Origin of the sequence: Halorussus sp. AFM4, assembly GCF_051194995.1 — an archaeon.
GTDB lineage: Archaea > Halobacteriota > Halobacteria > Halobacteriales > Haladaptataceae > Halorussus.
Window position 1 is genome coordinate 656,707 of sequence record NZ_JBNTJT010000001.1, and the last position, 22,366, is coordinate 679,072.

33 protein-coding genes, 1 tRNA gene and 1 pseudogene are annotated in these 22,366 nt (G+C 67.1%); 27 read left to right on the forward strand and 8 right to left on the reverse strand.

What is annotated here, in order from left to right:
- The first annotated feature begins 3 nt into the window (after window positions 1-3).
- From ACQUQF_RS03315 to ACQUQF_RS03330, 4 genes are all read left to right on the forward strand, one after another.
- Window positions 4-240 carry a hypothetical protein gene (locus tag ACQUQF_RS03315; protein ID WP_435175690.1) on the forward strand — a complete coding sequence of 79 codons (237 nt, stop codon included), beginning with the start codon at window positions 4-6 and terminating at the stop codon, window positions 238-240.
- The gene (locus ACQUQF_RS03320; RefSeq protein WP_435175692.1) at window positions 241-735 is read left to right on the forward strand and encodes a hypothetical protein; all 495 of its coding nucleotides are present in this window, start codon (window positions 241-243) and stop codon (window positions 733-735) included.
- A gap of 88 nt (window positions 736-823) precedes the next feature.
- The gene (locus ACQUQF_RS03325) at window positions 824-1,027 is read left to right on the forward strand and encodes a hypothetical protein (RefSeq protein ID WP_435175694.1); all 204 of its coding nucleotides are present in this window, start codon (window positions 824-826) and stop codon (window positions 1,025-1,027) included.
- Window positions 1,027-1,686: a hypothetical protein gene (locus ACQUQF_RS03330; protein WP_435175696.1), complete on the forward strand. Its 660-nt coding sequence runs from the start codon at window positions 1,027-1,029 to the stop codon at window positions 1,684-1,686. Before ACQUQF_RS03325 ends, ACQUQF_RS03330 begins: the two co-directional genes overlap by 1 nt.
- 18 nt (window positions 1,687-1,704) lie before the next feature.
- Here ACQUQF_RS03330 and ACQUQF_RS03335 read toward each other — a convergent pair whose 3' ends face one another.
- A complete protein-coding gene (locus tag ACQUQF_RS03335; RefSeq protein WP_435175698.1) occupies window positions 1,705-1,929 on the reverse strand; it encodes a hypothetical protein in 225 nt (74 codons plus the stop codon).
- Between the two features lie 146 nt (window positions 1,930-2,075).
- Here ACQUQF_RS03335 and ACQUQF_RS03340 point away from each other — a divergent pair, with 146 nt between their 5' ends.
- The 11 genes and pseudogenes from ACQUQF_RS03340 to ACQUQF_RS03390 all read left to right on the forward strand — a co-directional run bounded on the left by ACQUQF_RS03340 (window position 2,076) and on the right by ACQUQF_RS03390 (window position 6,335).
- Complete coding sequence (locus ACQUQF_RS03340; RefSeq protein ID WP_435175700.1) at window positions 2,076-2,249, forward strand: hypothetical protein; 174 nt, start codon at window positions 2,076-2,078, stop codon at window positions 2,247-2,249.
- A 230-nt stretch (window positions 2,250-2,479) separates the two neighbouring features.
- Window positions 2,480-2,767 (forward strand): hypothetical protein, encoded by a 288-nt coding sequence (locus ACQUQF_RS03345; protein WP_435175702.1) that lies wholly within the window; start codon window positions 2,480-2,482, stop codon window positions 2,765-2,767.
- Window positions 2,768-2,868: 101 nt separating this feature from the next.
- Window positions 2,869-3,285, forward strand: coding sequence for a PadR family transcriptional regulator (locus ACQUQF_RS03350; RefSeq protein WP_435175704.1), 417 nt, complete (start codon window positions 2,869-2,871; stop codon window positions 3,283-3,285).
- A 6-nt stretch (window positions 3,286-3,291) separates the two neighbouring features.
- Window positions 3,292-3,606, forward strand: a complete 315-nt coding sequence (locus ACQUQF_RS03355) for a hypothetical protein (RefSeq protein WP_435175706.1) — start codon at window positions 3,292-3,294, stop codon at window positions 3,604-3,606.
- Window positions 3,603-4,208 (forward strand): hypothetical protein, encoded by a 606-nt coding sequence (locus ACQUQF_RS03360; RefSeq protein ID WP_435175708.1) that lies wholly within the window; start codon window positions 3,603-3,605, stop codon window positions 4,206-4,208. The genes ACQUQF_RS03355 and ACQUQF_RS03360 overlap by 4 nt, the downstream gene beginning before the upstream one ends.
- Window positions 4,201-4,353: pseudogene (locus ACQUQF_RS03365) on the forward strand (DUF7563 family protein); the annotation flags it as partial. The gene ACQUQF_RS03360 and the pseudogene ACQUQF_RS03365, both read left to right, overlap by 8 nt.
- Before the next feature lie 91 nt (window positions 4,354-4,444).
- Window positions 4,445-4,939 (forward strand): hypothetical protein, encoded by a 495-nt coding sequence (locus ACQUQF_RS03370; RefSeq protein WP_435175710.1) that lies wholly within the window; start codon window positions 4,445-4,447, stop codon window positions 4,937-4,939.
- Window positions 4,939-5,136: a hypothetical protein gene (locus tag ACQUQF_RS03375; protein WP_435175712.1), complete on the forward strand. Its 198-nt coding sequence runs from the start codon at window positions 4,939-4,941 to the stop codon at window positions 5,134-5,136. Before ACQUQF_RS03370 ends, ACQUQF_RS03375 begins: the two co-directional genes overlap by 1 nt.
- A complete protein-coding gene (locus ACQUQF_RS03380; protein WP_435175714.1) occupies window positions 5,129-5,485 on the forward strand; it encodes a hypothetical protein in 357 nt (118 codons plus the stop codon). The genes ACQUQF_RS03375 and ACQUQF_RS03380 overlap by 8 nt, the downstream gene beginning before the upstream one ends.
- Entirely contained in the window at window positions 5,482-5,883 is a 402-nt protein-coding gene (locus tag ACQUQF_RS03385) for a hypothetical protein (protein ID WP_435175716.1), read from the forward strand. The genes ACQUQF_RS03380 and ACQUQF_RS03385 overlap by 4 nt, the downstream gene beginning before the upstream one ends.
- 275 nt (window positions 5,884-6,158) lie before the next feature.
- Window positions 6,159-6,335 (forward strand): hypothetical protein, encoded by a 177-nt coding sequence (locus ACQUQF_RS03390; protein ID WP_435175718.1) that lies wholly within the window; start codon window positions 6,159-6,161, stop codon window positions 6,333-6,335.
- Window position 6,336: 1 nt separating this feature from the next.
- Here ACQUQF_RS03390 and ACQUQF_RS03395 read toward each other — a convergent pair whose 3' ends face one another.
- On the reverse strand, window positions 6,337-7,578 hold the full coding sequence (locus ACQUQF_RS03395; RefSeq protein WP_435175720.1) for a tyrosine-type recombinase/integrase: 1,242 nt from the start codon (window positions 7,576-7,578) through the stop codon (window positions 6,337-6,339).
- Between the two features lie 197 nt (window positions 7,579-7,775).
- On the opposite strand from ACQUQF_RS03395, the gene ACQUQF_RS03400 reads away from it, so the two are divergent.
- Both ACQUQF_RS03400 and ACQUQF_RS03405 read left to right on the forward strand, forming a co-directional pair.
- The gene (locus ACQUQF_RS03400; RefSeq protein WP_435175722.1) at window positions 7,776-8,942 is read left to right on the forward strand and encodes a matrixin family metalloprotease; all 1,167 of its coding nucleotides are present in this window, start codon (window positions 7,776-7,778) and stop codon (window positions 8,940-8,942) included.
- A gap of 316 nt (window positions 8,943-9,258) precedes the next feature.
- A complete protein-coding gene (locus tag ACQUQF_RS03405; RefSeq protein WP_435175724.1) occupies window positions 9,259-9,555 on the forward strand; it encodes a hypothetical protein in 297 nt (98 codons plus the stop codon).
- Between the two features lie 239 nt (window positions 9,556-9,794).
- Here the strand turns inward: ACQUQF_RS03405 and ACQUQF_RS03410 are convergent, their stop codons facing one another.
- From ACQUQF_RS03410 to ACQUQF_RS03420, 3 genes are all read right to left on the reverse strand, one after another.
- Window positions 9,795-9,998: a hypothetical protein gene (locus tag ACQUQF_RS03410; protein ID WP_435175726.1), complete on the reverse strand. Its 204-nt coding sequence runs from the start codon at window positions 9,996-9,998 to the stop codon at window positions 9,795-9,797.
- Between the two features lie 109 nt (window positions 9,999-10,107).
- Complete coding sequence (locus ACQUQF_RS03415) at window positions 10,108-11,040, reverse strand: DMT family transporter (protein WP_435175728.1); 933 nt, start codon at window positions 11,038-11,040, stop codon at window positions 10,108-10,110.
- A gap of 88 nt (window positions 11,041-11,128) precedes the next feature.
- Complete coding sequence (locus ACQUQF_RS03420; protein WP_435175730.1) at window positions 11,129-11,641, reverse strand: CBS domain-containing protein; 513 nt, start codon at window positions 11,639-11,641, stop codon at window positions 11,129-11,131.
- A gap of 147 nt (window positions 11,642-11,788) precedes the next feature.
- Here ACQUQF_RS03420 and ACQUQF_RS03425 point away from each other — a divergent pair, with 147 nt between their 5' ends.
- Window positions 11,789-11,923, forward strand: a complete 135-nt coding sequence (locus tag ACQUQF_RS03425) for a C2H2-type zinc finger protein (RefSeq protein WP_435175732.1) — start codon at window positions 11,789-11,791, stop codon at window positions 11,921-11,923.
- A 130-nt stretch (window positions 11,924-12,053) separates the two neighbouring features.
- On the opposite strand, the gene ACQUQF_RS03430 is transcribed toward ACQUQF_RS03425, so the two are convergent.
- Window positions 12,054-12,704 carry a reverse transcriptase-like protein gene (locus ACQUQF_RS03430; RefSeq protein WP_435175734.1) on the reverse strand — a complete coding sequence of 217 codons (651 nt, stop codon included), beginning with the start codon at window positions 12,702-12,704 and terminating at the stop codon, window positions 12,054-12,056.
- 133 nt (window positions 12,705-12,837) lie between these two features.
- Between ACQUQF_RS03430 and ACQUQF_RS03435 the strand changes: the two genes are divergently transcribed.
- The 9 genes from ACQUQF_RS03435 to ACQUQF_RS03475 all read left to right on the forward strand — a co-directional run bounded on the left by ACQUQF_RS03435 (window position 12,838) and on the right by ACQUQF_RS03475 (window position 21,369).
- A complete protein-coding gene (locus tag ACQUQF_RS03435) occupies window positions 12,838-14,451 on the forward strand; it encodes an ABC transporter substrate-binding protein (RefSeq protein WP_435175736.1) in 1,614 nt (537 codons plus the stop codon).
- A 35-nt stretch (window positions 14,452-14,486) separates the two neighbouring features.
- Window positions 14,487-15,473, forward strand: a complete 987-nt coding sequence (locus tag ACQUQF_RS03440; RefSeq protein WP_435175738.1) for an ABC transporter permease — start codon at window positions 14,487-14,489, stop codon at window positions 15,471-15,473.
- Window positions 15,473-16,540, forward strand: coding sequence for an ABC transporter permease (locus ACQUQF_RS03445; RefSeq protein WP_435175740.1), 1,068 nt, complete (start codon window positions 15,473-15,475; stop codon window positions 16,538-16,540). Before ACQUQF_RS03440 ends, ACQUQF_RS03445 begins: the two co-directional genes overlap by 1 nt.
- Entirely contained in the window at window positions 16,540-17,868 is a 1,329-nt protein-coding gene (locus ACQUQF_RS03450; protein WP_435175742.1) for an ABC transporter ATP-binding protein, read from the forward strand. Before ACQUQF_RS03445 ends, ACQUQF_RS03450 begins: the two co-directional genes overlap by 1 nt.
- A complete protein-coding gene (locus tag ACQUQF_RS03455; RefSeq protein WP_435175744.1) occupies window positions 17,861-18,919 on the forward strand; it encodes an ABC transporter ATP-binding protein in 1,059 nt (352 codons plus the stop codon). Before ACQUQF_RS03450 ends, ACQUQF_RS03455 begins: the two co-directional genes overlap by 8 nt.
- Before the next feature lie 184 nt (window positions 18,920-19,103).
- Window positions 19,104-19,505, forward strand: a complete 402-nt coding sequence (locus tag ACQUQF_RS03460) for a DUF7344 domain-containing protein (protein WP_435175746.1) — start codon at window positions 19,104-19,106, stop codon at window positions 19,503-19,505.
- Window positions 19,506-19,634: 129 nt separating this feature from the next.
- Window positions 19,635-20,183 carry a peptidylprolyl isomerase gene (locus ACQUQF_RS03465; protein WP_435175748.1) on the forward strand — a complete coding sequence of 183 codons (549 nt, stop codon included), beginning with the start codon at window positions 19,635-19,637 and terminating at the stop codon, window positions 20,181-20,183.
- 240 nt (window positions 20,184-20,423) lie between these two features.
- Window positions 20,424-20,508 (forward strand) — tRNA-Leu (locus ACQUQF_RS03470).
- Window positions 20,509-20,799: 291 nt separating this feature from the next.
- The gene (locus ACQUQF_RS03475; RefSeq protein ID WP_435175750.1) at window positions 20,800-21,369 is read left to right on the forward strand and encodes a DUF5813 family protein; all 570 of its coding nucleotides are present in this window, start codon (window positions 20,800-20,802) and stop codon (window positions 21,367-21,369) included.
- A 27-nt stretch (window positions 21,370-21,396) separates the two neighbouring features.
- On the opposite strand, the gene ACQUQF_RS03480 is transcribed toward ACQUQF_RS03475, so the two are convergent.
- Together ACQUQF_RS03480 and ACQUQF_RS03485 are read right to left on the reverse strand one after the other, a co-directional pair.
- Window positions 21,397-21,627 (reverse strand): Lrp/AsnC family transcriptional regulator, encoded by a 231-nt coding sequence (locus ACQUQF_RS03480; RefSeq protein ID WP_435175752.1) that lies wholly within the window; start codon window positions 21,625-21,627, stop codon window positions 21,397-21,399.
- Window position 21,628: 1 nt separating this feature from the next.
- A complete protein-coding gene (locus ACQUQF_RS03485; protein WP_435175754.1) occupies window positions 21,629-22,324 on the reverse strand; it encodes a potassium channel family protein in 696 nt (231 codons plus the stop codon).
- Window positions 22,325-22,366: the final 42 nt, after the last annotated feature.

A 22,366-nucleotide genomic window follows, 5' to 3' on the forward strand; every position in this document is an offset into this window, starting at 1 on the left:
GAGATGACCGTGGAGCAGTTGCGTGACTTAGCTGCCGGTGAATCGAAGGCTGCCTTTCGGTCTGCGGCATTGGCGTGCGGGATGACGAGCGAGGAGGCTGACCTGGTGTGGCGGGCCGACGGTCAGCCAGTTACCGGCGACGATGTCGTGGCGGACGTCCGCGAGTCGGGGATGGAACTCCGCAGCGACCGCGGGTGGCTCTTGTCGACTGTCACCGTCGACCTTGAGGAGTGGCGATAGATGCATTCGAAGCACAATTGGGAGTACCCCGACACGCACTTCGAGCTGTTGACGCGGGATACCGGCGACCAGTTTGGGGTCGCCACGGGCGAGGTGTCCTGCGATTTATGCCATTGCGTCAGTCTCCACATCGAACACCTGGATCACGAGCCATGGTGTCGCAACGCCGAGAATAACGACGAGCGGCCGCCCGCCCGGACGCCGACTGGCTGGATCGTACCGGTGCGCCCTGAGCGAGAGGGGCATGATCCGCGTGTGGAGACATGCATCAATGTCGCTCGGACGCGGACGTTGAACCCGATGGATTACGGCGACTACAGCGAATTCTCTACTGCGAAGGCATTGGACTTCTTCGGACAGTTCCTTACCCGCGCCGAGACCTACCACGAGCGTCGTGACCAGCACGACTGGAACAATCTTAACTGGCGGCTTGACGAGCTTCTGCCGGACGAGGTCAACTCATCTGAACACCGGTGTCCTACGATAGTGGATTAATGGCTATCCTACGGGTAATCCGATGGTGACCGAGAGAAGGGTCTATTCTGTGAACATTTAAGAACCGTCGTTCGGAACTACCGCTTAGATGGCTGAAGAAAACGCGGTTGGCGCACTTGCTGCTCTTTTCATTGTCGCGTTAGTGGGCTTTGCGATGATTAACATAATGCAGGGCGCTGACCCAAACAATACTGCCCTTGTCTGGTTTGCTAACCGACCCGACCTGTTCCTTGGTAGCATTATCTTCCTTGTTCTTGTCGGGGCAATACTCCAGTTCGCATCTAAATTATAATGTCACAGGAACAAGTTGAAGAAAAGACCGATAACCACCAGCCCCCAAGAATAGACGACGCGGAGGGGCGGGCTGTTCTTGACACTCAAATCCAAATCCTTCGCCGAATCAATGACGAGTTACTTCGGACACTCCGACTTCATGCCGTCTTCGGCGGAGTCGTGGTGACCGCTCTCTCTGTCATTGGAGTGAATGGTTTAAAAATCAATTCAGTAGATGTAACCAACCAGGTCTTTTGGCTGCTCTCGTTCTCTGCCACGTTATTCGCACCAATGTGGGTCCTCAGACTACTATCTGAGCGTGTCTCTTACTCTGAGCTTACCCTTGGCATCCATCCAGACCCCCAGAATATGCCACAAGCCGAAAAGGATCACGCACCAACTCGTGGAATTCCGGAAAAAACCATTGACTTCTTCACTGCAATTGGAGACGGTATCCTTACACTCCTCTTCCCTAAGATTTCTGTAGAAGCATCAGAAGAGGACATTACTCAAGAAGAGGTTGCCGGAAAAATGCTTAAAGAGAATTATACTGACGCAATCTACCAAAATACCTGGGTCCTCCAGACCCGGGAGGACTACGTCAATAGTGTCCAAAATTACCTTAGTGCGACGTTCATCATCTATGTTTTCGGCTTAGCAGGGATGTATGTATTCTGAGGAGAGGACAAAATAGGATCAGTTAGCTGTCGGTACGGTCGCCGCCGTATTCCAATTTCCCTCTGGAAGAACCTCCTCACCGTGCTCTTCAATCTGCTCCTCAATCCACTCCTCCATTAGAGTTCGGACGACACTGCTGCGGCTCTCGTCGCGGTCGAGTTCTCCGCGACGCTGGAGCTCCCAGATAACGTCGTCGAAGTCTTCGAGCAGTTCGTCGGGGATTGTGAAGCTTGGATGTGCCATTGTGCGTTGGTGCTATCTTGCGATAAGAGCGACTTAAAGAGTATGCCACTCGCAGTCAGCGAGAGTGCGATACTGCGATAGATTTAACTACCGACAGGAGTATACTGCGATAGTGCGATAGTGCGATGCCACATCCAAGCATAACCATGGACGAGTCGCTGTACGACGAAATCGACGGACACCGGCACAGTCGCACTGACCGGAGCCTTTGGTTCCGGAATGCAGCGAGGGTCCGACTGGCTCTCGAAGATGCCGGCAGGTGGCCGCCCGAAGATCTCGACGTTGACCTCGAAGAGGAAGCCGGCGAGAGCACCGCCTAACCACTACGGGAAGTGCCTCGGCCTGTCCTAGCAGGCCGAGACGAGAAGCACACCACAATGCGCACGACCACTTTCGCGCCGAGAGGGCTTTGTTACGCGGCCGGTACCGGCGGGTATCGGCAGCTTACCTCTGGGATTAGCCGGAATCCCCGCGGTGAAAGGAATAGTTTCACTTTCGCTTCGGGTGAGAAAACGGCTTATCTTAACCCCCGTTGTACCAGTGGTTGGACATGCCCGTTTCGAAATCAAAGCAGGGCGACAACCAGGCCCCCGCAAACACCGTCCCTGACACTGACACGGAGACTGTCGAAATCGACCGAACGGGTCCTGAGCGCTACCGCTACGTCTGTCCCAACGGCCACCCCCAGTGGGATCGGACGAATAACCACATCTGGTGTCCCGGCTGTCAGCGCCAGAGCGAACAAGGCGCCGACGTCACACCGGAACACTGGCACGTCTACGACAAGCGCGACGACCGGACCATCCACTGGAGCCAGGTCACCATCCTCGACGAATAGCACCGCCCCGCGACCCCACGTCGCGCGAACCAGCCGGAACGCACCCAACCCTTCCACAAGCCCGGTGCGCCCCGGCCTCTCACGCGGTCCAACCAAGGACAATGAGTACTGAAACCCCCACTACGGAAGAACGTACCGGCACCAAAAAGAACGACTTCGAATTCACCGACGACGAGGTCTCCGACGTCGACCTCACGGAGTTCCAGGTTCACTGCCTCTTCGCGATTCGCGGCTTCGAGACCGGCCGCTACACGCGCACTCGAGGCACCAAGGGCGCGTACGGTCTCGACATCAAGCGAACTCTCGAACGCGACGAATGGTACGGCGAGGAGATTAACCACGGCCGGCTCTACCCCAACCTCGACGGCCTCGTCGATAAGGGCCTCCTCGAGAAGGCCGAGCTCGACAAGCGAACGAACACCTACGATCTCACCGAGGCTGGATCGAAGCTCATCGCGAGGACACTGCAGCGCTACATCGGCTGCTTCAAAGGCGACGCCCCGGACGAGGGACGGTGATCAGCCGTGAGCACGTACAGGCCCGAGGTCACGTTCGATCTCCCATCGGGCGACAGTCGCGTCCAGGACCTCGTCGAGGCGGCCGACGTCGACTACGGCGACACCCACCACTACCGGAACGACCACGACATCGACGATCTCCGATCGCCGCTGCGGGAAACAATCACCGCCGCGACCCACGGCGCCGTCGACCCCGCCGGTTTCGAGCTCCACACCATCGACCATGCGGCGGCCCGAGTCGAGATCACCGGCAGCTTCGTCGCCGGCGAAGACCTGCCAAGCGACTTCGAGTCATTCGCGACGCAGGGGGGTCAAGCGTGAGTCACGCCGACACCCCGTCCTCGGGGACCACATCGGAGGACGTCGACCCGATGCGGACGGAAGTCGCAGCTGCCGCCCCCGGCGATCAGGTCGACCTCGCGATCGACTCCTACAACTGGAGCAACCCGCTCGACGTCGTCGACGCTGACGACCCCGTCGAGTGGGACACGCCGTTCGCCGACGGCTGGTGGACGCGCACCCTCCTCCTTGAGGCCACCAGCGTCGAGTACGAACTCGAGTACAGCAGCATCCCCGACCCCGCGCGCGTCGAACTCTACCGGGTGGAGGACGGCGAGCGCGGCGAGAAGCGCGGCGACGTCGAGCAACTCGCAGTGGTCGAGAATGACAACGACGACGGTGACTCCGACGACGAGGGCACCACGAACGTCGACGTCGAGCTCCCCGACCGACTCACCCCCGAGGACGTCGAGGACGCCGTTGACGACAACCGCCACTCCCACGGGATGGCGAAGCTCGGCGACGTCGCCGACGCCCTCGACCTCTCCGTCGGTCGAACGCGGATGGTACTGGTCGCCCTCGACCTCTACGGCGACAACGTCCAGGAAGTCTACCGGCCGAAGGGCGGTGGTCGCGATGCCTGAGTGCCAAAACTGCGGGTCGTTCGTCACCGAGGCCTATGTCCGCGTCTTCGCACCGGACGGCGTTGAGGACCCCAGGGCCTGTCTCGAGTGCGAAGATAAGATTCGCGACAACGGCAAGATCCGGGAGGCACGCGGGCCACGATCGGGTGGCAGTGATCCGACGAAGTACGACCCCGAGAAGGATCCCACCGTCGACACAACCGCCGATACCGAGACGGCGGAGGCAGGTGGTCGCGATGAGTGAGGATCTCATCGCCATTCTGAACGAGGGCGCCGACGAGAGCACGATGCTCGCACGTGTCCTTCGGCACGTCGAGGACCGGCCGGTCGCCCCTCGCGCCGAGGATTTCCTCGCAGCGCTCAAGTACAGCCCAGCGATCGTCATCCGACTCCGGGCACCCACTGCGGACGGCGAGTCGCTCGAGATCGACTGCCGGTACCGCAACGGTGTCATTCAGTACCGCCACGACTTCCGCCAGCGCGGCGCCGCCAGCCGCGAGGCGTTCCTCTACGACGTCCGGACGACGGACGACATCGAGGTCGTCCACCACCGTGACAGCCAATTCGGCGAGGGCTACACGTGTCCCGACTGTGGCGAGGAGAGCTTCAACCCCGAGAGCAAGTTCATCCAGTCACGGAACATGGTCCAGGTGACGTGCCCGGACTGTGGCGCCGTCGACGAGGCCCCCCAAGGAACCAACCCGGTGCGGCGCCGGGAGGAGGTGGCCTGATGGCGGCGACCAACTGGACCGACGTCGTCCAGGAGGACTGCGAGCGCTGCGGGCACCGAACACCCCACGACGTCTCGCTGGAAATGCGGACCGAGAGCGAGCAAAAGGAGAACGCGGAGTTCTCCCGCGAACCGTACCGGGTCAGCGAGTGCCAGTACTGCGGTACCGAGATCACGCGGAGGATGAACAATGCCTGAGGTCATCCCCGTCGAGGCCTACCACGACCTCGTCAGCGACGACCACCTCAACCTCGAGGAGGCCGACGCGATCGCCGGCGCGCTCAACCGCGTCACCGGAAATGATGTCGACGTCCTCTACCTCCCGGCCGAGCTGGCCGAGGAGAAAGTCCTCGAGCCCGAGGACGGTACCGAGTCGGTGTTCGTCGCCAGACTCGTCCCCGAGCGTGAAACCCAGGCTGCCTACTACGCTCGCCAGGGGCTGGGTGGTGCATGGGTCCCGAAGGCAGCGACTCGGATCTACGTTGCCGCTGGGGACTCGGACATCTACGCACCAGCGTCTACACACGAAACGGAGGGGTCCGCGTGAGCACCGACACCTCCACGGGCATCAGCATGCAGCTCACGCCGCTGGTCTACACGTACAGCACGCACTTGCAGACGATTCCGAATCCCCCGGAAACGTTCCTGATGCGCGACCTCCCCGAGACGCTCCAGGGTGGACTGTTCGATCGTCTTCGCGAGAACGATATCATCGAGCGTGTCGAGAAAGACACTGACGCGGGTGTCTACCGGTGGCGGCTTAACCCGACGGTCGCGGACGCACTCGACCGGTTCGAGAAGCCCGCCGAACCAGGGACGCGCGTGACACCGTGCTGCGGCTACCGCGGATTCTCGAACCTCCGCAACGGTGGTTTCGAGTGCGGCCTCTGCAAGCAGGAGTTCGACGACTTCGATGTCGTCGAGGAGGTGGTCGATGCAGAGTGACTGGATCGATTTCATCCGCTGCGGTGGAACTGGTGAGTACGTCGAGTGCGTTGACGATCTCTGTCACGCGCAGGACCGGTGTATGCACGGCCAGAATACGTGCAAGCTCTGCGAAGGCCTTGGGCGGATAACGACGGCACTCGCCCAACACTGGCGTCGACGCGACCTCTTCGAGAGCGTGACCCTCCCCGATGCGGACCTCCGGGCCCGTGGTAAACTCCATGCGGTCGCTCGCGAGCGGCATCGTACGACGAGTGCCGAGGACGGTGATTCTGATGAGTAAGAGCGAACTCCCCCAAGACTCCCCCACCCCGAATAGCGACGACGACCGGCTTGACGAGCTGTACGAGCTTCGCGAGGAGCTCCAAGAGATCGCCGGTTCGGACGCGAAGTACGCCAAGTACGCCGAGAACGCCCTCGAAAGCCTCCGGGAGGCCGGCTACGATGTCTGAGTCAATCGTCGAACATCTCGGCCCGCAGCGAGACGTCATCGCCGAGCACAGACTCGACTGTGAGAATCGCGTCGGCGAGCTCGTCGCGGTCGACGTTCCGGATGTCGTCCATCGCGTCTTGCCGCTGGGTTTCGGCCTTCTCGACGGCCTCCTGGGAGAGCGCCTGGCCGCACCAGACGCACGTCTCCTTCTCTCGAGGCGTCTTCTGCTCGCATCGGACGCAAATGACGGGCCCGACGGCGTCCGGTTCGTCGGCCTCGACGTCGAGGCCGTGGGCGCGGGCGATCTCCCGTTCGTTCGCATCGTCGAAGACTGCGATGTAGCGGGCGGCGATACTCGAGCCGCGCTTCCAGCCGTGGTGGTCCTCGAGGTGGGCCTGGCTGACGCCCTGGCTTGCGAGATAGCTGGCGCTGGACTTCCGGAAATTCGTCGGAGTGACGGTCTTCGTGACGTCGGCGCGGTCGGCGACCTCCTTCAGGATGTCTCGGACGCGGTTGTTCGAGATCGGGTCCGGCGAGGTCAGCCCGCAGAACAAGGGGTCGCTGTCGCCGCCGGGATGATCGTCGAGCCACTTCCGGACGTAGGGGACGCTCGGGACGAGGACAGGGGATCGGCGACCAGTCTTGCCGTCGAGGGTGACCTGGAGGCCGTACTGGTGGTCGGTGACGGCGCCGACCGTGAGGTCGAACAGTTCGCCCGGCCGGGGGCCGAGGTCCCAGGCGAGACTGACGAGAGCGCGGTCGCGGGAGTTGAGGCAGGCGTCGAGCATCGGTTGGATGTCGTCTTCCCACTTGAGCATCTGGGCGGGGTCCGGTGCGGGGTCGTAGTTCTTCGGGTAGCCACCGGGGATCCAGTCCATGCTCTCGGGGATGTCGTCGCCGTCGGTGACGATCTTCCCGATGTTGCGGAGGGCGACGCGGTAGTCCTTGTTCGTCTCGGGGCTGTCGGTCTGTTCGCTGTTGATCCAGCCGACGAGCTTCTCGGCGGCGTCGCGGTCCTCGACCGCGTCGGCGAGACCGCCGACCTCTTTGGCCAGCTTCAGGCCACGGCGGAGGAGGAACTCGTGACGGTGGTCGCTGTACTCGCTTGGGCCGAGCAGTCGGATCTGGTTGGAGAGTTCGAGGAGAAGCTCTCGGTCGGCCTCGCTGATGTCGTAGGGGTCGACGTCGCGGGCGGAGGTGGCGTCGGGGTCGCCGAGGCCGGCGCGCATGGTCTCGATGGCGGTGCCCGGGTTCTGGGTCATGTATCAGTTGTCACTCATGGCGGGCATGTAAAGGTCGGGTTCGGAGCCCTCCCCGGGCATCGCTCCGATTCTGTCGCGCCGAGCTGACCGCCGAGCGCCTGCTGCGTCCCGACGACGGTGTTCCGAAACGGGTGAGCGCGGATACCACCTGAGGGGCCTATTTTTATGCCGCTTCCGTCTTCACGCTACGCCACGACATGAGGAATTCTGGAGCAGTGCTCGCCGCGGTGCTCGTCGCGCTGGCGGGGTGTTCGGGGATGGTCCAGGAGCGGCCCGAGACGACCACCGCCGAACCGACGACGACGTCGCCGCCCGCACCGACGGCGTCGACCCCGGCGGCGGAGATTCGGACGACGTCGGGGGCTGAGACGACTGCTCGCACAACGACCGGCGCAGCGCCGACCGGGGCGACGGCCGCTCCGCCACCGTCGACCACGGTCACGACTCCCACGGCGGACAACCCCTGGGGAAAGGCGACGGTCACCGTGACGGTCGACAACGAGGCGAACGCGTCCCGGAACGTCACTCCGCTCGTCCGGCGCACGCTCGCCTACTGGAACCGGAACGCGTCCCGGTACGGGGACTACGCGGTGCGGTTCATGCTCACCAAGAGCACGAACGCCGACATCCGCCTGGAGTACGTCGACCAGATCGCCGAGTGCGGCCACGAGCGCGACGACCGGACCGTCGGGTGCGCGCCGGTGCTGGAGTCGGGAACGACCGCGGGCGCGTCCGAGACGGTCCGAATCGTCGCGGGCTACTCGAACGAGTCGACGCTCCAGATCCTGCGCCACGAGTTCGGCCACGTCCTCGGCATCGAGCACGGCGAGGAACCGATGCCGACGATGCGAGCGCTCGGCCGGTACCGCCACCTCGCCCGGCCGAACACGACCGAGCGACCGGTCCCGTGGTCCGACCCGACCCTGTCGGTCCACGTCGACGCGAGCAACGTCTCGTCGGCCTCGCGCGACGACGTGAAGTCCCAGATCGGCCACGCGCTGACCTACTTCGAGACCGGCGCCGACGGTCGCGTCCCCGACAACGTCACGTTCGTCCGGACGGACAACCGGTCGGCCGCGGACGTCCGGATCGCGTTCCCGGACGACGCCTTCGACTGCTACGGCGAGGAGATGGACGAGGGGTCCTGCGGGACGTCGTGGGGGTACGACACCGATGTGGACGCGGCCTTCGAGTACTACTCGGAGTGGACGGTGCGGGTCCGGGGCGTCGACGACGAGGCGGTCGGCTGGCACGTCGGGTACTGGCTGGCGCGGGCGCTGGGACTCACCGACGACGAGCTGCCGTCGCCGTTCCGGGACGCGACCTACAGCGAACGCCGCAGCGACTGGTGGGCCGACACCTAGTCGGCGGTGGCAGCGGCGGTCGGCCGGCCACCGGTTCGGTCAGGCGTCGCCTTCGGGGCCGACCGCCGGCGCTTAGACAACGCCTGATTACCGCCTCTCGGCCGCGAGTATTCCGTCATTTCTGTCCAGAAACCACCGCTGAGAAAAACGCGCAGAGCCGGTTTTAAATTTTATCCGGGCGTCAGAGGCGTTTTTGAAACGTATCGTTCTCGCCGGTTTTCGCGCGTTCGGACGGTGAACTGTGGTGAAATCGCGCTAACACTCTCGGCGTTATATGACCCTCCCCGTGTAACGACACGACGAGGTCGAACCGCCCATGCCCGAATCCACCCTCCAGAACGAGAACAACTCCGCCATCGGCTCCCCCGCGGACGCCGGCGAGGCGACCGGCGGGCGGCAGCGACTCGCCGCGCTGTACGACCGCTACCGGCAGCACGCCCTCACGACCCCGCTCGAGGTCGTCGGCTTCTGGTCGGCGATCGCCCTCCCGTTCCTCTACCTGCCGCTGCTGCTCACCGGCATCTCCACGCAGGGCGAACTGCTGACGTTCGTCGGCCTCCTCGTCCTGAACGTCGCGGCCTTCCTCGCCGGCCACGGCCACAAGCAGGAGTAGCCCGCTTCGGCCCTCCAGCCGCCGACTCCGCCTCCGCCGGTCCCGCCGCCGGTCTCCCGCTACCGGCTCTCCGTTACCGACTCCCCGCGGACCACGCCGCTGCGCTCTCGCCCGACTCCTCCTCTCTGACGCCCCCGTCTCTCCCGACATCGTCCTCGTCCCGCTCGTCCGACCCTGTCGCTGATTCCGCCCCGGCCAGACCGTCGAGGCGACTCACCGGGGCGGTCGACTCGCCGTCGCTACCGCTCGCCGAGGTACAGCGGTATCAGCAGGGCCAGCGCGAGCACCGAGACGGCGGGGTGGGACAGCGAGTCGACGCCGAAGAAGTAGAGCGCGCTGTTGGCGGCCACCGCGACGAGTCCGACGACGAACAGCGCGGTGGCGGCCCGCGACCGGCCCGAGTCGGCCGCGAGCCCCGCGAACTGGGTGCCCCGTTCGGTCATTGGTCGGTGCCATTCGGCGGGATGGTAAAGCCCTTGTGGAGCGCGCCGGCCGCGCTTGCGGGTCGTCCGGCGACTGCTCGTTCGTCGGTGACGCGACCGCCGGGGTCCGTCACCGCCGGGTCACGGCCGCCCTGAGCTTCGGCAGTTCCTGGGCCAGCGCCTCGCGCTTCAGGAGGCAGAACCCGGCGAAGATGACGAGGAAGCCCGCGACGGTGGTCAGGTCGATGACCTCGTCGAGGAACCACCAGCCCGAGAGCGCCGCGAACACCGGTGCGACGTACGAGACCAGGTTGATCTCGACGGGACCGAGCCGGTCGAGCAGGTCGAAGTAGACCAGGAACCCGAGCGCGCTCGCCGCGACGGAGAGGTACGCCAGCGCCCAGAGCGCCTCGGGAGTCCACCGGACCATGGCCAGCGACTCGCTCGGTCGGGCGACGCTGACGGCGTGCATCAGCACCGCGCCCAGCACCATCGACCACGCCTCCATCGTCTCGATGGGGAGCTCGGCGTCGATGCGCCGGGTCAGGACGCTGCCGAGCGCGAACGACGCCGCGGCGGCGAACACCAGCGACTTGCCGACCACGCTCGAGGTCACGAGGTTGTTCGGGTCCGGGTTGCTCAGGACCGCGACCCCGACCAGCCCGAGCAGCAGCCCCGCGACGCTCGCCGGCGTCAGGCGCTCGCTCGGTAGCAGGGCGCGGGCGAACCCGGTCGTCAGCACGGGGCTGAGGCTGACGACGACCGCGGCGACCGCGCTGGTGACGCTGTCGTACCCCTCGCCGACGAACAGGAAGGCGTGGTAGCCCGCGATCATCAGGGTCGCGCCGACCAGGACGAGCTGCCACTCCCCGCGGGTCCGGGGCCGCCAGCGGTCGGTCGCGTACGCGGCGTAGCCCAGCATCAGCACGCCCGCGACGTCGTACCGGATGGCGGCGAAGAGGACCGGCGGGAAGTACTCGAGCCCGACCTTGATGGCCATGAACGCCGACCCCCAGACGGCGGCCAGTGCGACGAACAGCGCGACGTTCCGGTATCTGCTCACGGCCGAACTGGACGCCGCCGGAGAGTCAACGTTTCGAAGGGCGACCGGAATTGCCGGTTCGAGCGACCGCCCGGTCGAGAGTCGCCGGCTACGAGACCGTGTCGCCCCGCGCTCGACGCTCGTCGCGGATCGCCCGGAGCACGTCCTGCCGGGCGACGATGCCGACCAGCCGGCCGTCGCCGTCCACGACCGGCAGCCGGTTGATGTCGCGCTCGTCGTCGGCCAGCAGGTCGAGGATCGTCTCGAAGTCGGTGTCGGGTTCGACCGTCACCACGTCGTCGGTCATCACGGTGCTCACGGGCTTGCCGGCGTGCTTCAGCATGTCGAGCTCGGTGTCGAGGTCGTCCCACGAGAGGTCGATGGCGTACTCCAGCGTCTCGAGGAACGGCGGGAACCCGACCGGGATCCAGAGCGTCCGGTCGCTCGGCTGGAAGATGTGGACCAGGTCGTGCTGGGTCACGATGCCGACCACGCGCTCGTCGTCGTCCACCACGGGGAACCCGTTGAAGTCCGCGCGCGCGAGGCGGGTCAGCACCTCGCTGATCTCGTCGTCGGGGCGGACCGTCTCAACGTCGGTCGTCATCAGGTCGCGGGCCTGCATGTTCGAAGCCGAGGCGGCGACGCGCCGTATCGTTTCCGGTCGCGCGACAGGTTCGCGGCCCCGGCAGGCACCTTCGGGGAGTCACCCTGAACGGCGCGGGACGAGAGCCGGGCAACGCTTACCCCGCTGCCCGTCCTGCACCCGTCCATGGGGGACCGAGCGAACTCGGGAGAGGAACGGAGGAGAGAGGAGGCGCAGTACGTCTGCGAGGCGTGCGGGGAGTCGTTCGACTCGGAGGCCGAACTCCGCGAGCACCTGTACGCCGTGGGGTTGGTCGAGTAGGCCGCGCGAGACCGCCGAGCGGACCGCGTCGGACTGGTCGTCGAGACCGCCGCCCGACGGTATCACCGGCGCCCGCGAGCCGCGGATTCGCGGCCTGAGAGCCGCGGGTCGGTCGACCGTCCGGCAGCGGTCAGTCGCTGGCCCGGGAGTCGCCCGCCCGCCGGTCGGCCCGCGACGGCGGCGGGATCTGGGTCTCGCCCGACGACGGGCGCTCGGGCAGGAGGCAGCGGTCGGTCTCGCGGTTGACGTGGGCGTACTCCTCTGGGGCGTTCGCCAGCGCGTGGGCGGGGTTCTGCCCGCTGTCGAGCACCGCGGCCCGGAGCTCGCCGAACCGGCAGATGCGGGCCCGGATTCCCCGCCAGTGGTTCCTGCCGGCGGCCGGCACCGTCAGCTCTCGCGGGGGCGTGTGGTCGGTCCGACGGGTCGCCAGCGCCGCGCTGTTGACGTTGGCGGCCAGGTCGTCGTGGTCGACGAGGACGCCGACCCGCGACCCCGGCGGCGCGCGGGCCGCGAGCACGTCGAGGCCCAGGTGGAGCGCGCGGTACTCCGCGACGTTGTTGTCCGGAGCCGTCTCGTCGGGGACGGACAGCCGGGCGACCCGCTCGCCGTCTCGCGTCTCGATGATGGCGCCCAGGCCCCCGTCGCCGCTCCGGAGGTCGTAGGAGCCGTCGGTGGCGACGTAGAAATCGCGGTGGTGCGTCCGCGGCGGGTGGGCGATGTGGGGCGTGGGCGATTCGTCGAACAGTGCCCGGAGTGGGGAGGAACGGCCGTGAACGGCCATACCCTGGCTTCGGTTTGGCAAGTCTTAAAGGTACGGCCCGAACCGCCGAGTTCGGAAAACGCGGCCATTACCGCGTTAGTCGGCGACAACTTACCCCCACGCTTAATGGGGATAGTGTCGTGGCTACCCTCTCATGGGGGAGAACAACGACGCGACCAGGCGGTCGGTTCTGAAAGCAGTGGGCGGTGCGGCGGCGGCCGCCGCCGCGACGGGCGCAGCGAGCGGACAGGAGACGACGACGGCCGGGGCCGGCGGACAGGAGACGACGACCGGCGGCGGGGACCTGCCCGACGACTTCCCGGTCACCATCACGCAGGGCCAGATGCCGACGACGCTCGACCCGCAGAACCACCGGTCGACCCCGACCGACAACGTGGTCCTCCACGCCTACGAGGGGCTGCTCGGTCGCGACCGGAAGGGCAAGGTCGTCCAGAAGCTCGCGACCGGCTACGAGCGCCAGGAGCCGGGCCGGGTGCGGTTCCAGATCCGGGAGGGCGTGACGTTCCACGAGGGCGGCCAGCTCACGCCCGAGGACGTGGCGTTCAGCATCAACCGCATCGTCAAGGAGAACGTGAGCATCGCGAGCCCGCAGGCCGACCAGCTCGCGGGGGTCACGGGCGCGGAGGTGGTCGACGGCCAGCGAGCGGTCGACGTGCTGTCCGACGGCATCAACCCCATCGTGTTCTCGCTGTTCGCGACCTACTGCGACATCATGCAGAAGTCGTGGGTCCAGCAGCGCTCGAAGTCCGAGATCGCCCAGCAGATGAACGGCACCGGCCCCTTCGTGCTCGAACAGTACCAGTCGGACGTCATGGTCCGGTTCTCGCGGTACGAGGACTACTGGCGCCGCCCGCCCGCCGTCACGCAGCTGACGTTCCGGGCGGCCAAGGAGTCGAGCACGCGCGTGAACCAGCTGCTGGAGGGCGAGACCGACCTCATCGTCAACGTCCCGCCCCAGTCCATCTCGCGGGTCCGGAACAACGGGAGCACCCGGATCGCGGCGGCCCCGAGCACGCGCATCATCTACAACGCGATGAAGTACAACGTCGAGCCGTTCTCCAGCCCGAAGTTCCGGCGGGCGATGAACTACGCCGTCGACCTCCAGAGCATCATCCAGAACGTGCTCTCGGGGTTCGCGGACCCGACCAGCCAGCCGACGCTGGAGGGGTTCTTCGGCTACAACCCGCAGCTGTCGGTGTACCCGCACAACAAGTCGAAGGCCGAGTCGCTGGTCGAGGAGAGCGGCTTCGCCGGCGCGTCCATCACGCTCCACACGCCGGTCGGCCGGTACCTCAAGGACGTCGAGATCGCCCAGGCGGTCGCCAACCAGATCGACCAGCTCTCGAACGTCTCGTGCTCGGTCAAGCAGCGGGACTTCGCGACGCTGGCGGGCGAGCTCACCGACGGGAAGTTAGAGACGAGCCCGGACTTCTACCTCATCGGCTGGGGGAACGCGACGTTCGACGCGAGCCAGACCATCATCCCGCTGCTGACGACCGACGGGGCGCTGACCTCCTACAGCAACGAGAAGGTCGACAGCCTCATCGACCGGGCCCAGAGCACCGGCGACTCCAACAAGCGCGACAGGCTACTGCGGCAGGCCAACCAGGTGCTTCACAACCAGGCGCCCTGGATCTACCTCAACCGCCAGTACAGCGTCTACGGGGTGCGCAACCGGATCCAGTGGAAGGCCCGCCGCGACGAGCGCATCGACGCCTACGACATGCAGCCGGCCGGCGGCCAGTAACCCCGACCGATGGTCTCTCGACGGAGTGATGCCTGATGTCGATGGGACGATTCCTGTTCAAGCGCTCGTTGCAGGGCGTCTTCGTCGTCTGGGGTGTCGTGACTGCCGTGTTCGCCCTGCGGTACGTCACGCCGGGCAACCCGATCACGTTCGTCGCCCCGCTCGACGCCAGCCAGCAGCTGCGCCAGCAGATCGCCCGGGAGCTGGGACTGACACGGCCGTTCTACGTCCAGTACTTCGACTACCTCTGGGGGCTGGTCCACTTCGACATGGGCTACTCGTACATCAGGGGCGTCGAGGCGAGCGGCCTCATCTTCGCCCGGCTCCCCGCCACGGTCGAGCTGGCCGTGGCCGCGAGCGTCGTCGCCGTCGTGCTCTCGATTCCGCTCGGGGTCATCTCGGCCACCCGACGCCACGAGCCCGCCGACTACGCCGCGACCGGCTTCTCGCTGGTCGGCATCTCGACGCCGAACTTCTGGCTGGGCATCATGCTCGTGCTGGTGCTGGCGGTCCAGTTCGGCCTGTTCCCGACGAGCCGCCGCGGCATCGGCCTCGCGCCCGCGGTGGCGATGCTGGTCACCGAGTTCGAGATCTCGGGGCTGGTGAACTGGCTCGCCCACATCACGCTCCCGGCCATCACGCTCGGGACGTACTTCACCGCGCTCATCACCCGCCTCACCCGGAGCGGGATGCTCGACGAGCTCGGTAAACCCTACGTCAGGGCCTCGCGGGCGAAGGGGCTGCCCGAGACCCTGGTCCGGTACAAGCACGCGCTCCGGAACACGCTGATCCCGGTCATCACCGTGCTCGGGCTCCAGCTCGGGACGCTCATCGGCGGCGCGGTCATCACCGAGGCGGTCTTCGCGTGGCCCGGGCTCGGCACGCTGCTCATCGGCGCCATCAACGCCCGCGACTGGCCGCTGATCCAGGGGTCGCTCATCGTCATCGGCGTCGGGTTCGTCCTCATCAACATCCTCGTGGACGCGCTGTACGCCTACATCAACCCGCAGGTGGTGCACTGATGGGCATCATCGAACGACTCGCCGGCGCTTTCTGGGACGGCCTCCGGAGGGTCGTCTCGCCCCGGACGGTCCGGAACCTCCGGAAGGAGCTGCGCCAGAGCGCGCTGGCGAAGCTCGGCATCGCCGTCGTGGTCGCCATCGTCCTCGTGGCGGTGTTCGCGCCGCTGCTCGCGCCCCACAACCCGCGGGTCCAGCACCTCGACCGGTCGCAGTTGCCGCCGCTCGGGTTCTCCAAGACGACGACCCAGACCACCTCCCAGATGGTCAACGGCTCCATCGAGATCGTCAACAAGACGGTCACGGTATCGGCCACGCCGAAGTACCCGCTGGGGACCGACGCGCTCGGCAGGGGGATGCTCTCGCGGGTCGTCTACGGCGCGCGGACCTCGCTGCTGGTCGGCCTGCTCGGCACCGTCATCGCCGGGGCGGTCGGCGTGACCGTCGGACTGGTCGCGGGCTACTACGGCGGGAAGGTCGACGACGCGCTGATGCGGAGCGCCGACGTCATGCTCGCGTTCCCGTCGCTGGTGCTGGCGGTCGCGCTGGTCGGGCTGTTCGGCCGGGCGGTGGTCCGGATCCCCGACCCGCTGGTGGCGCTCGGCGTCGCGCCGGACATGCCCGAGACGTTCGCGCTGCCCGGGACGGTCATCGTCGTCGTGGGGCTGGTCAACTGGGTGTGGTTCGCCCGGGTGGCCCGCGGCGAGGCGCTGTCGGTCGAGGGCCAGGAGTACGTCAAGGCCGCCCGTTCGATAGGGGCCGACGACGGGTTCATCATCCGCAAGCACATCCTGCCCAACAGCGTCACGCCCATCCTCGTGCTGGCGACCATCCAGATCGCGGCCATCATCCTGCTCGAATCCGCGCTGTCGTTCCTCGGGTTCTCGGGGACCAACCTCTCGTGGGGCTTCGACATCGCGCAGGGCCGGGACTACCTGGCCTCCTCGTGGTGGATATCCACGATACCCGGGATGGCCATCGTGGTGACGGTCATCGGGATCAACCTCGTGGGCGACTGGCTCCGGGACGCGCTCGACCCCGGCATCGAGGGCGAAGGGGGTGGCGTCTGATGAGCGAGCCCGGTCCGGGCGCCGGAGACCGCGACCTCCTCCGCGTGCGGGACCTCTCGACCCGCTTCTTCACCGAGGACGGCCAGGTCAACGCGGTCGAGTCGGTCGACTTCGACGTCCGCGACGGCGAGGTGTTCGGCATCGTCGGCGAGTCGGGGTCCGGCAAGAGCGTGACCGCCCTCTCCGTGATCGACCTCGTGGAGTCGCCCGGGCGCATCACCAGCGGCGAGGTCTGGTACCGCAACCCCGACCTGGCCGGGGAGGTCCGCGACGACGCCCCCGAGGCCGTGGACGGCGACTTCGTGGACGTCCGGCGGGTGCCCGAGAACGTCCGGCGGGCGCTCCGCGGGCCGTCGTTCGCCACCATCTTCCAGGACCCGATGAGCAGCCTCAACCCCTCGCTGACCGTCGGCGAGCAGATCGCCGAGGCGGTCGAGGTCCAGCGGCGGGCCCGGTCGAACCCGCGCTCGACCCGGTCGCGCACCCAGGGGTACGGGCTGACCGACCTGCTCGCGAGCGCGGTGCTGCCCTCGCGGGGCTACGTCAGCGAGGAGAGCCGCGCCGAGGCGGTCGACCTGCTCGAACAGGTCGGCATCCCCGACCCGGCCGAGCGGGCCGAGGAGTACCCCCACGAGTTCTCCGGCGGGATGCTCCAGCGCGCGATGATCGCCCAGGCGCTGGCCGGCGAACCCGACCTGCTGGTCGCCGACGAGCCGACCACCGCGCTCGACGTCACCATCCAGGCCCAGATCCTCGACCTCCTGCGCGACCTCCAGGAGGAGACCGGGATGAGCATCGTGATGATAACCCACAACCTCGGGGTCATCGCCCGGATGTGCGACCGGGTCGGCGTGATGTACGCCGGCGAGATCGTCGAGCGCGGCACGCTCACCGACGTATTCGACGAGTCGGTCCATCCCTACACCCGGGGGCTGCTGGGGTCGATCCCCGACCTCGACGACCCCGCGCCCCGGCTCCAGCCCATCGAGGGCAACGTGCCCGACCTCTACGACGAGGAGATGGGCGACCGCTGCTACTTCGCCGACCGGTGTCCGAAGGCGATGGAGGAGTGCCTGGACCACCCGCCGGAGTTCGAGGTCGGCGCGACTCCGGAGGAGTCGCGAGGGGGAGGCGGTGAAACCGCCGCCTCCGGCGAGCCCCGGGACGTGAAGACGCCGGCCGGCGAGCACGGCGTCCGGTGCGTCCTCGCGCGGCACGAGTACGACCCCTCCCGGGCGCTGCCCGACGACTACTTCGAGCGCGAGGGCGACCGCGACGAGTCGGGTCGGGGGTCCGACCGCGAGGAGGAGGTGAGCGCGGATGACTGACGACCCGCTGGTCCGCGTCGAGGACCTCCGGAAGTACTACTACGAGCGGGACAGCCTCACCGACCGCCTGCTCGGCAAGGAGCCCGAGAGCGTCCAGGCGGTCGACGGCGTGAGCTTCGACATCTACGAGGGCGAGACGCTCGGACTGGTCGGCGAGTCCGGCTGCGGGAAGTCCACGACCGGCGAGACCCTGCTCGACCTCCGCGAGCCCACCGGCGGCGCGGTGTACTTCGACGGGGAGAACGTCTTCGAGCGCGACGACCTGACCTCGTTCCGCGAGCGCGCCCAGGTCGTGTTCCAGGACCCGTTCTCCAGCCTCGACCCGCGGATGACCGCGGGCGAGATCGTCCGCGAACCGCTCGACGTCCACGGCATCGGGACGAAAGCGGACCGGAACGAGCGCGTCGCGGAGCTGCTGGAGCGGGTCGGCCTGTCGGCGGGGCAGGTCGACCGCTACCCCCACGAGTTCTCGGGCGGCCAGCGCCAGCGGGTCGGCATCGCCCGGGCGCTGGCGCTCGAACCGGAGTTCATCGTCTGCGACGAACCCGTCTCGGCGCTGGACGTCTCGGTCCAGGCCCAGATTCTCAACTTGCTGGAGGACCTCCAGGACGAGTTCGGGCTGACCTACCTGTTCATCGCCCACGACCTCAGCGTCGTCCGGCACATCTGCGACCGGGTCGCCGTGATGTACCTCGGCGAGATCGTGGAGGTCGGGCCGGTCGACGAGATATTCGAGAACCCCGGCCACCCGTACACCGAGGCGCTGCTGGAGAGCGTCCCGCGGGCCGACACCGGCGAGCAGGGCCGCGAGGTCGAGACGCTGGCGGGCGACGTCCCCTCGCCGCGCGACCCGCCGTCGGGCTGTCGGTTCCACACGCGGTGTCCGTACGCCCGGGAGGTCTGCGCGGAGGCCGACCCCGAGGGTTACGCGGTCGACGGCGACGCCGACCACCGGGCGGCCTGCTTCCGGCGGGTCGAGGACCACGAGTACTGGTCGAGCCCGCCGCTCGACGCCGACGATCGACCGGCCGAGCACCCCGCCGACAACTGACGGCCGCTCGCCGTCGTTTTCGACGGTCTGACGCGCCGTGCTTGAATAGTCGGGCAGGGCCCTTATCCTTGTGACTGTGTTTATCAAAACACGGAACGACGCACGGCGTGTCACGCCAGCGGGGAGGGTCGCGACCGCCAGCGCGGCCGCGGCGCCGTCGCACCCGGAGCGTCACACGATAGTCATGAGCCAGGATCACAACCGGGGGACGCCGTCCCCACCGCACGTTTCGGAGAAGGACGTACTGCCGGTCGACAGCGACAGCGAGTCGCTGGACGTGGTGTTCCGGGCGCTCTCGGACCACCGGCGCCGGTGCCTCTGTCACTACCTCGCGCGGAGCGACGAGCCGATGCGGGTCGACGAGCTGGCGGAGCTGCTGGCCGCGTCGATGACCGAGAAGACCCGCGCCGTGCTCACGTCCGCGGAGATCGAGAAGACACGGGCCGAGGTGCTCCAGATGCACCTCCCGAAGCTCTCGGAGGCCGGCATCGTAGACTACGACACCGGCGAGGACGTCGTTCGCCTTGTCGAGTCGCCCGGCGTCGTCGATACCCTCCGGGCGGCCTCAGGGGTGGACCTGCAGTAGGCGCTGGTCACGGCAGACCCGAAGTCGGCGCTCGTCGAGGGATCGCCGCGTGTCGCGACCCCGTCGACCGGCGGCGCCGCTCGGGACGCGTCCGGCACCGTTTTCTATCCGGCGGCCCTTCCCCGAGTCATGGCAGACGATCTGACCGCGACGCTCCACACGAACCGCGGCGACATCGAGGTCCGGCTGTTCGACGAGCGGGCCCCGACCACCGTCGAGAACTTCGTCAACCTGGCGAAGCACGACCCGGCCGCGAACGACGACCCCGCGCCGGACACCACCACCTGGGAGGACCCCGAGACCGGCGAGGTCCGGGGCGACGCACTCTACGACGACGTCGCCTTCCACCGGGTCATCGAGGACTTCATGATCCAGGGCGGCGACCCGACCGAGACCGGCCGCGGCGGCCCGGGCTACGAGTTCGAAGACGAGTTCCACGAGGAACTCCGCCACGACGACGCCGGCAAGCTCTCGATGGCCAACAGCGGTCCCGACACCAACGGCTCGCAGTTCTTCATCACGCTCGACGCCCAGCCCCACCTGGACGACCGCCACGCCGTGTTCGGCGAGGTCGTCGACGGGATGGACGTGGTCGAGGAGATCGGCTCGCTGCCGACCGACGCCAACGACCGGCCGACCGAGGAGGCGGTGCTCGAATCGGTCGAGATCCACGACTGATCGCGCCGTTTTCGCGTAGCGCAGCCGTCCCCGGTTAGTCGGACTGGCGGTCCCCGGTCCCGGTGGCGGTCGGGGGTCGACCCGGTGTCGGCCGAGGTCGGTCCCGACGCCGGGCGACCGCGCGAAGCGTCCGGGCGGGACTCGTTGCGGCTTCTGCCTTGAAGCTTCGCACCGGTGGGGCGGGCGCCCCGACCCGCGGACCGAAACCCACTTCGGAGAGAACCGTCAACTGCCACCCGCGCGAGGGTTGCCCAGCCTGGCCAACGGCGGCGGGCTTAAGACCCGCTCGTGTAGACGTCCATGGGTTCGAATCCCATCCCTCGCATACGTCCGTTTTATTGCGAGCGCGGGCGGTTTCGACTGTCCGCACTCGAGAGAGGTCGACCCGAAAGCACTGCACGCTTCCCGATGGTCGTCGCTTGGCCCGCTCGTTCGCCATGCTCACTCGCGGTACAACTGGTCGTACTCACCGCCGGACTGGCACTCGAGACACCTCGATTACTGAGTGGAACTTTCAGTGGGGATTGCCCCCTCTGTATCGGAACTACCGATTTCACTGACCAAGTCCGGCAAGCAGTCGAAACCCACATTCGGCCCGACCCGCTACCAATCGCTAATGACCGACGAGCGAGTCGAACGCGCGTTCCGGGACCACCCGGACTTCGAACCGACCGACGACGGGGCGTTCGAGACGCCCGCCAAGCCCTTCGAGAACGTCGTCTCCGTCGAGGAGGACGGCGACGCCCACCGGTACGAGGTGGTCGTCCGGACCCCGACGCTCGACGCCGCGGTCGAGGGTGAGACGGTCGCCGACGTCGTGGAGGACGGCTGGTTCGAGACGCTGGAGCTCCGACTTGACGACGCCCACGAAGTGGCCGAGACCGACGACGCCGCGCCGCCCGAGATCGAGCGGGAGGGCGACGAGGTGGTCGTCACCGTCGAGTTCGCGTCCGACGACCCCGAGCGGGCCGCCGAGGACGCGCTGGCCGTCGCGGAGTACGTCGAGGGGACGTGGGTCCAGGGCATCATCCCCGGCTACGACTATCGCGACCCGGCGGCGAGCCTGCGAGAGCGCGCCCGGCAGAACTACGGCGAGGGCGAACGGGGCGGCGGTGAGGGCGGACGGAGTAGCGGTGAGGGCGGTGAGTCCGGACCGGGCGGTCCGTCGGGCGGCCCACCGCTGTAGTCGACGGGAGGAACGACGTACCGCCGGTCACTCCATCGCGATGTAGGTCTGGGTGCCCTCCACGCCCCGGATGCCCTGGATGGCGTCGGCCGCGATGTCCTTGACGTTCGCGGGCGTCTCGACGTCGAGCTTGGCGACGAGGTCCACGTCGCCGGCGACGATGTGGGCGTCGACCACCCCGTCGATGTCGAGGATCTCGCTCTTGAGCCGGTCGGCCTCGCCGGTGTTGGCCTTGACCATGACGTACGCGGTGACCATGCTACGTGCCCCCCGTCATCGCCTGCGCGCTGGCCCTGCTGGCGTCTCCGACCAGGATCTTGCGGACGTCGCCCAGCACGTCGAAGTCGGCCAGCACCGCGAGCCGGTCGCCGACCGCCAGCGAGTCGTCGGGCAGCGGGATGCCCATCGGCTCGTCGGCCTTGCCGAACGCCAGGATGCGGGAGTCGGCCGGCAGCGAGAGCTCGCTGATGGAGTAGCCCTTCACCGGCGAGTCGTCGGTGATGGTGAGTTCGACGACCTGGAGGTGGTGGGCGATGTCGGCGATGGCCCGGATGTTCCCGCCCAGCAGCGCGTTCTTCGCGCCGATGGCGCCGAGCCGCTCGGGGTAGACTACCTCGTCGACGTCGCTGGCGAACTTCCGGTAGATCTCCTCGCGGTAGTCCTCGTCGATGCGCAGCACCGTCCGGCAGTCGAAGTGCTTGGCCACCATGCACGCCGCGAAGTTGACGTTGAGGTCGCCGGTGAGCGCGCCGACGGCGTCGGCGGATTCGAGGTCGGCCTCTCGGAGCGTCGCCTCGCGGCCCCCGTCGCCCTCGACCACCTCGAAGTCGTCGTTGCGGGCGCGCTCGACCTTGTTGGCGTCGCGCTCGACCAGCGTGACGTCGTGGCCCTCCTCCCGGAGGACCCGGGCCGTGCGGAGCCCGACCCGCCCCGACCCGATGATAACGAATCGCATGGTAACGCTTACGGGGCACTGACTGAATAAGTTTTCTCCACC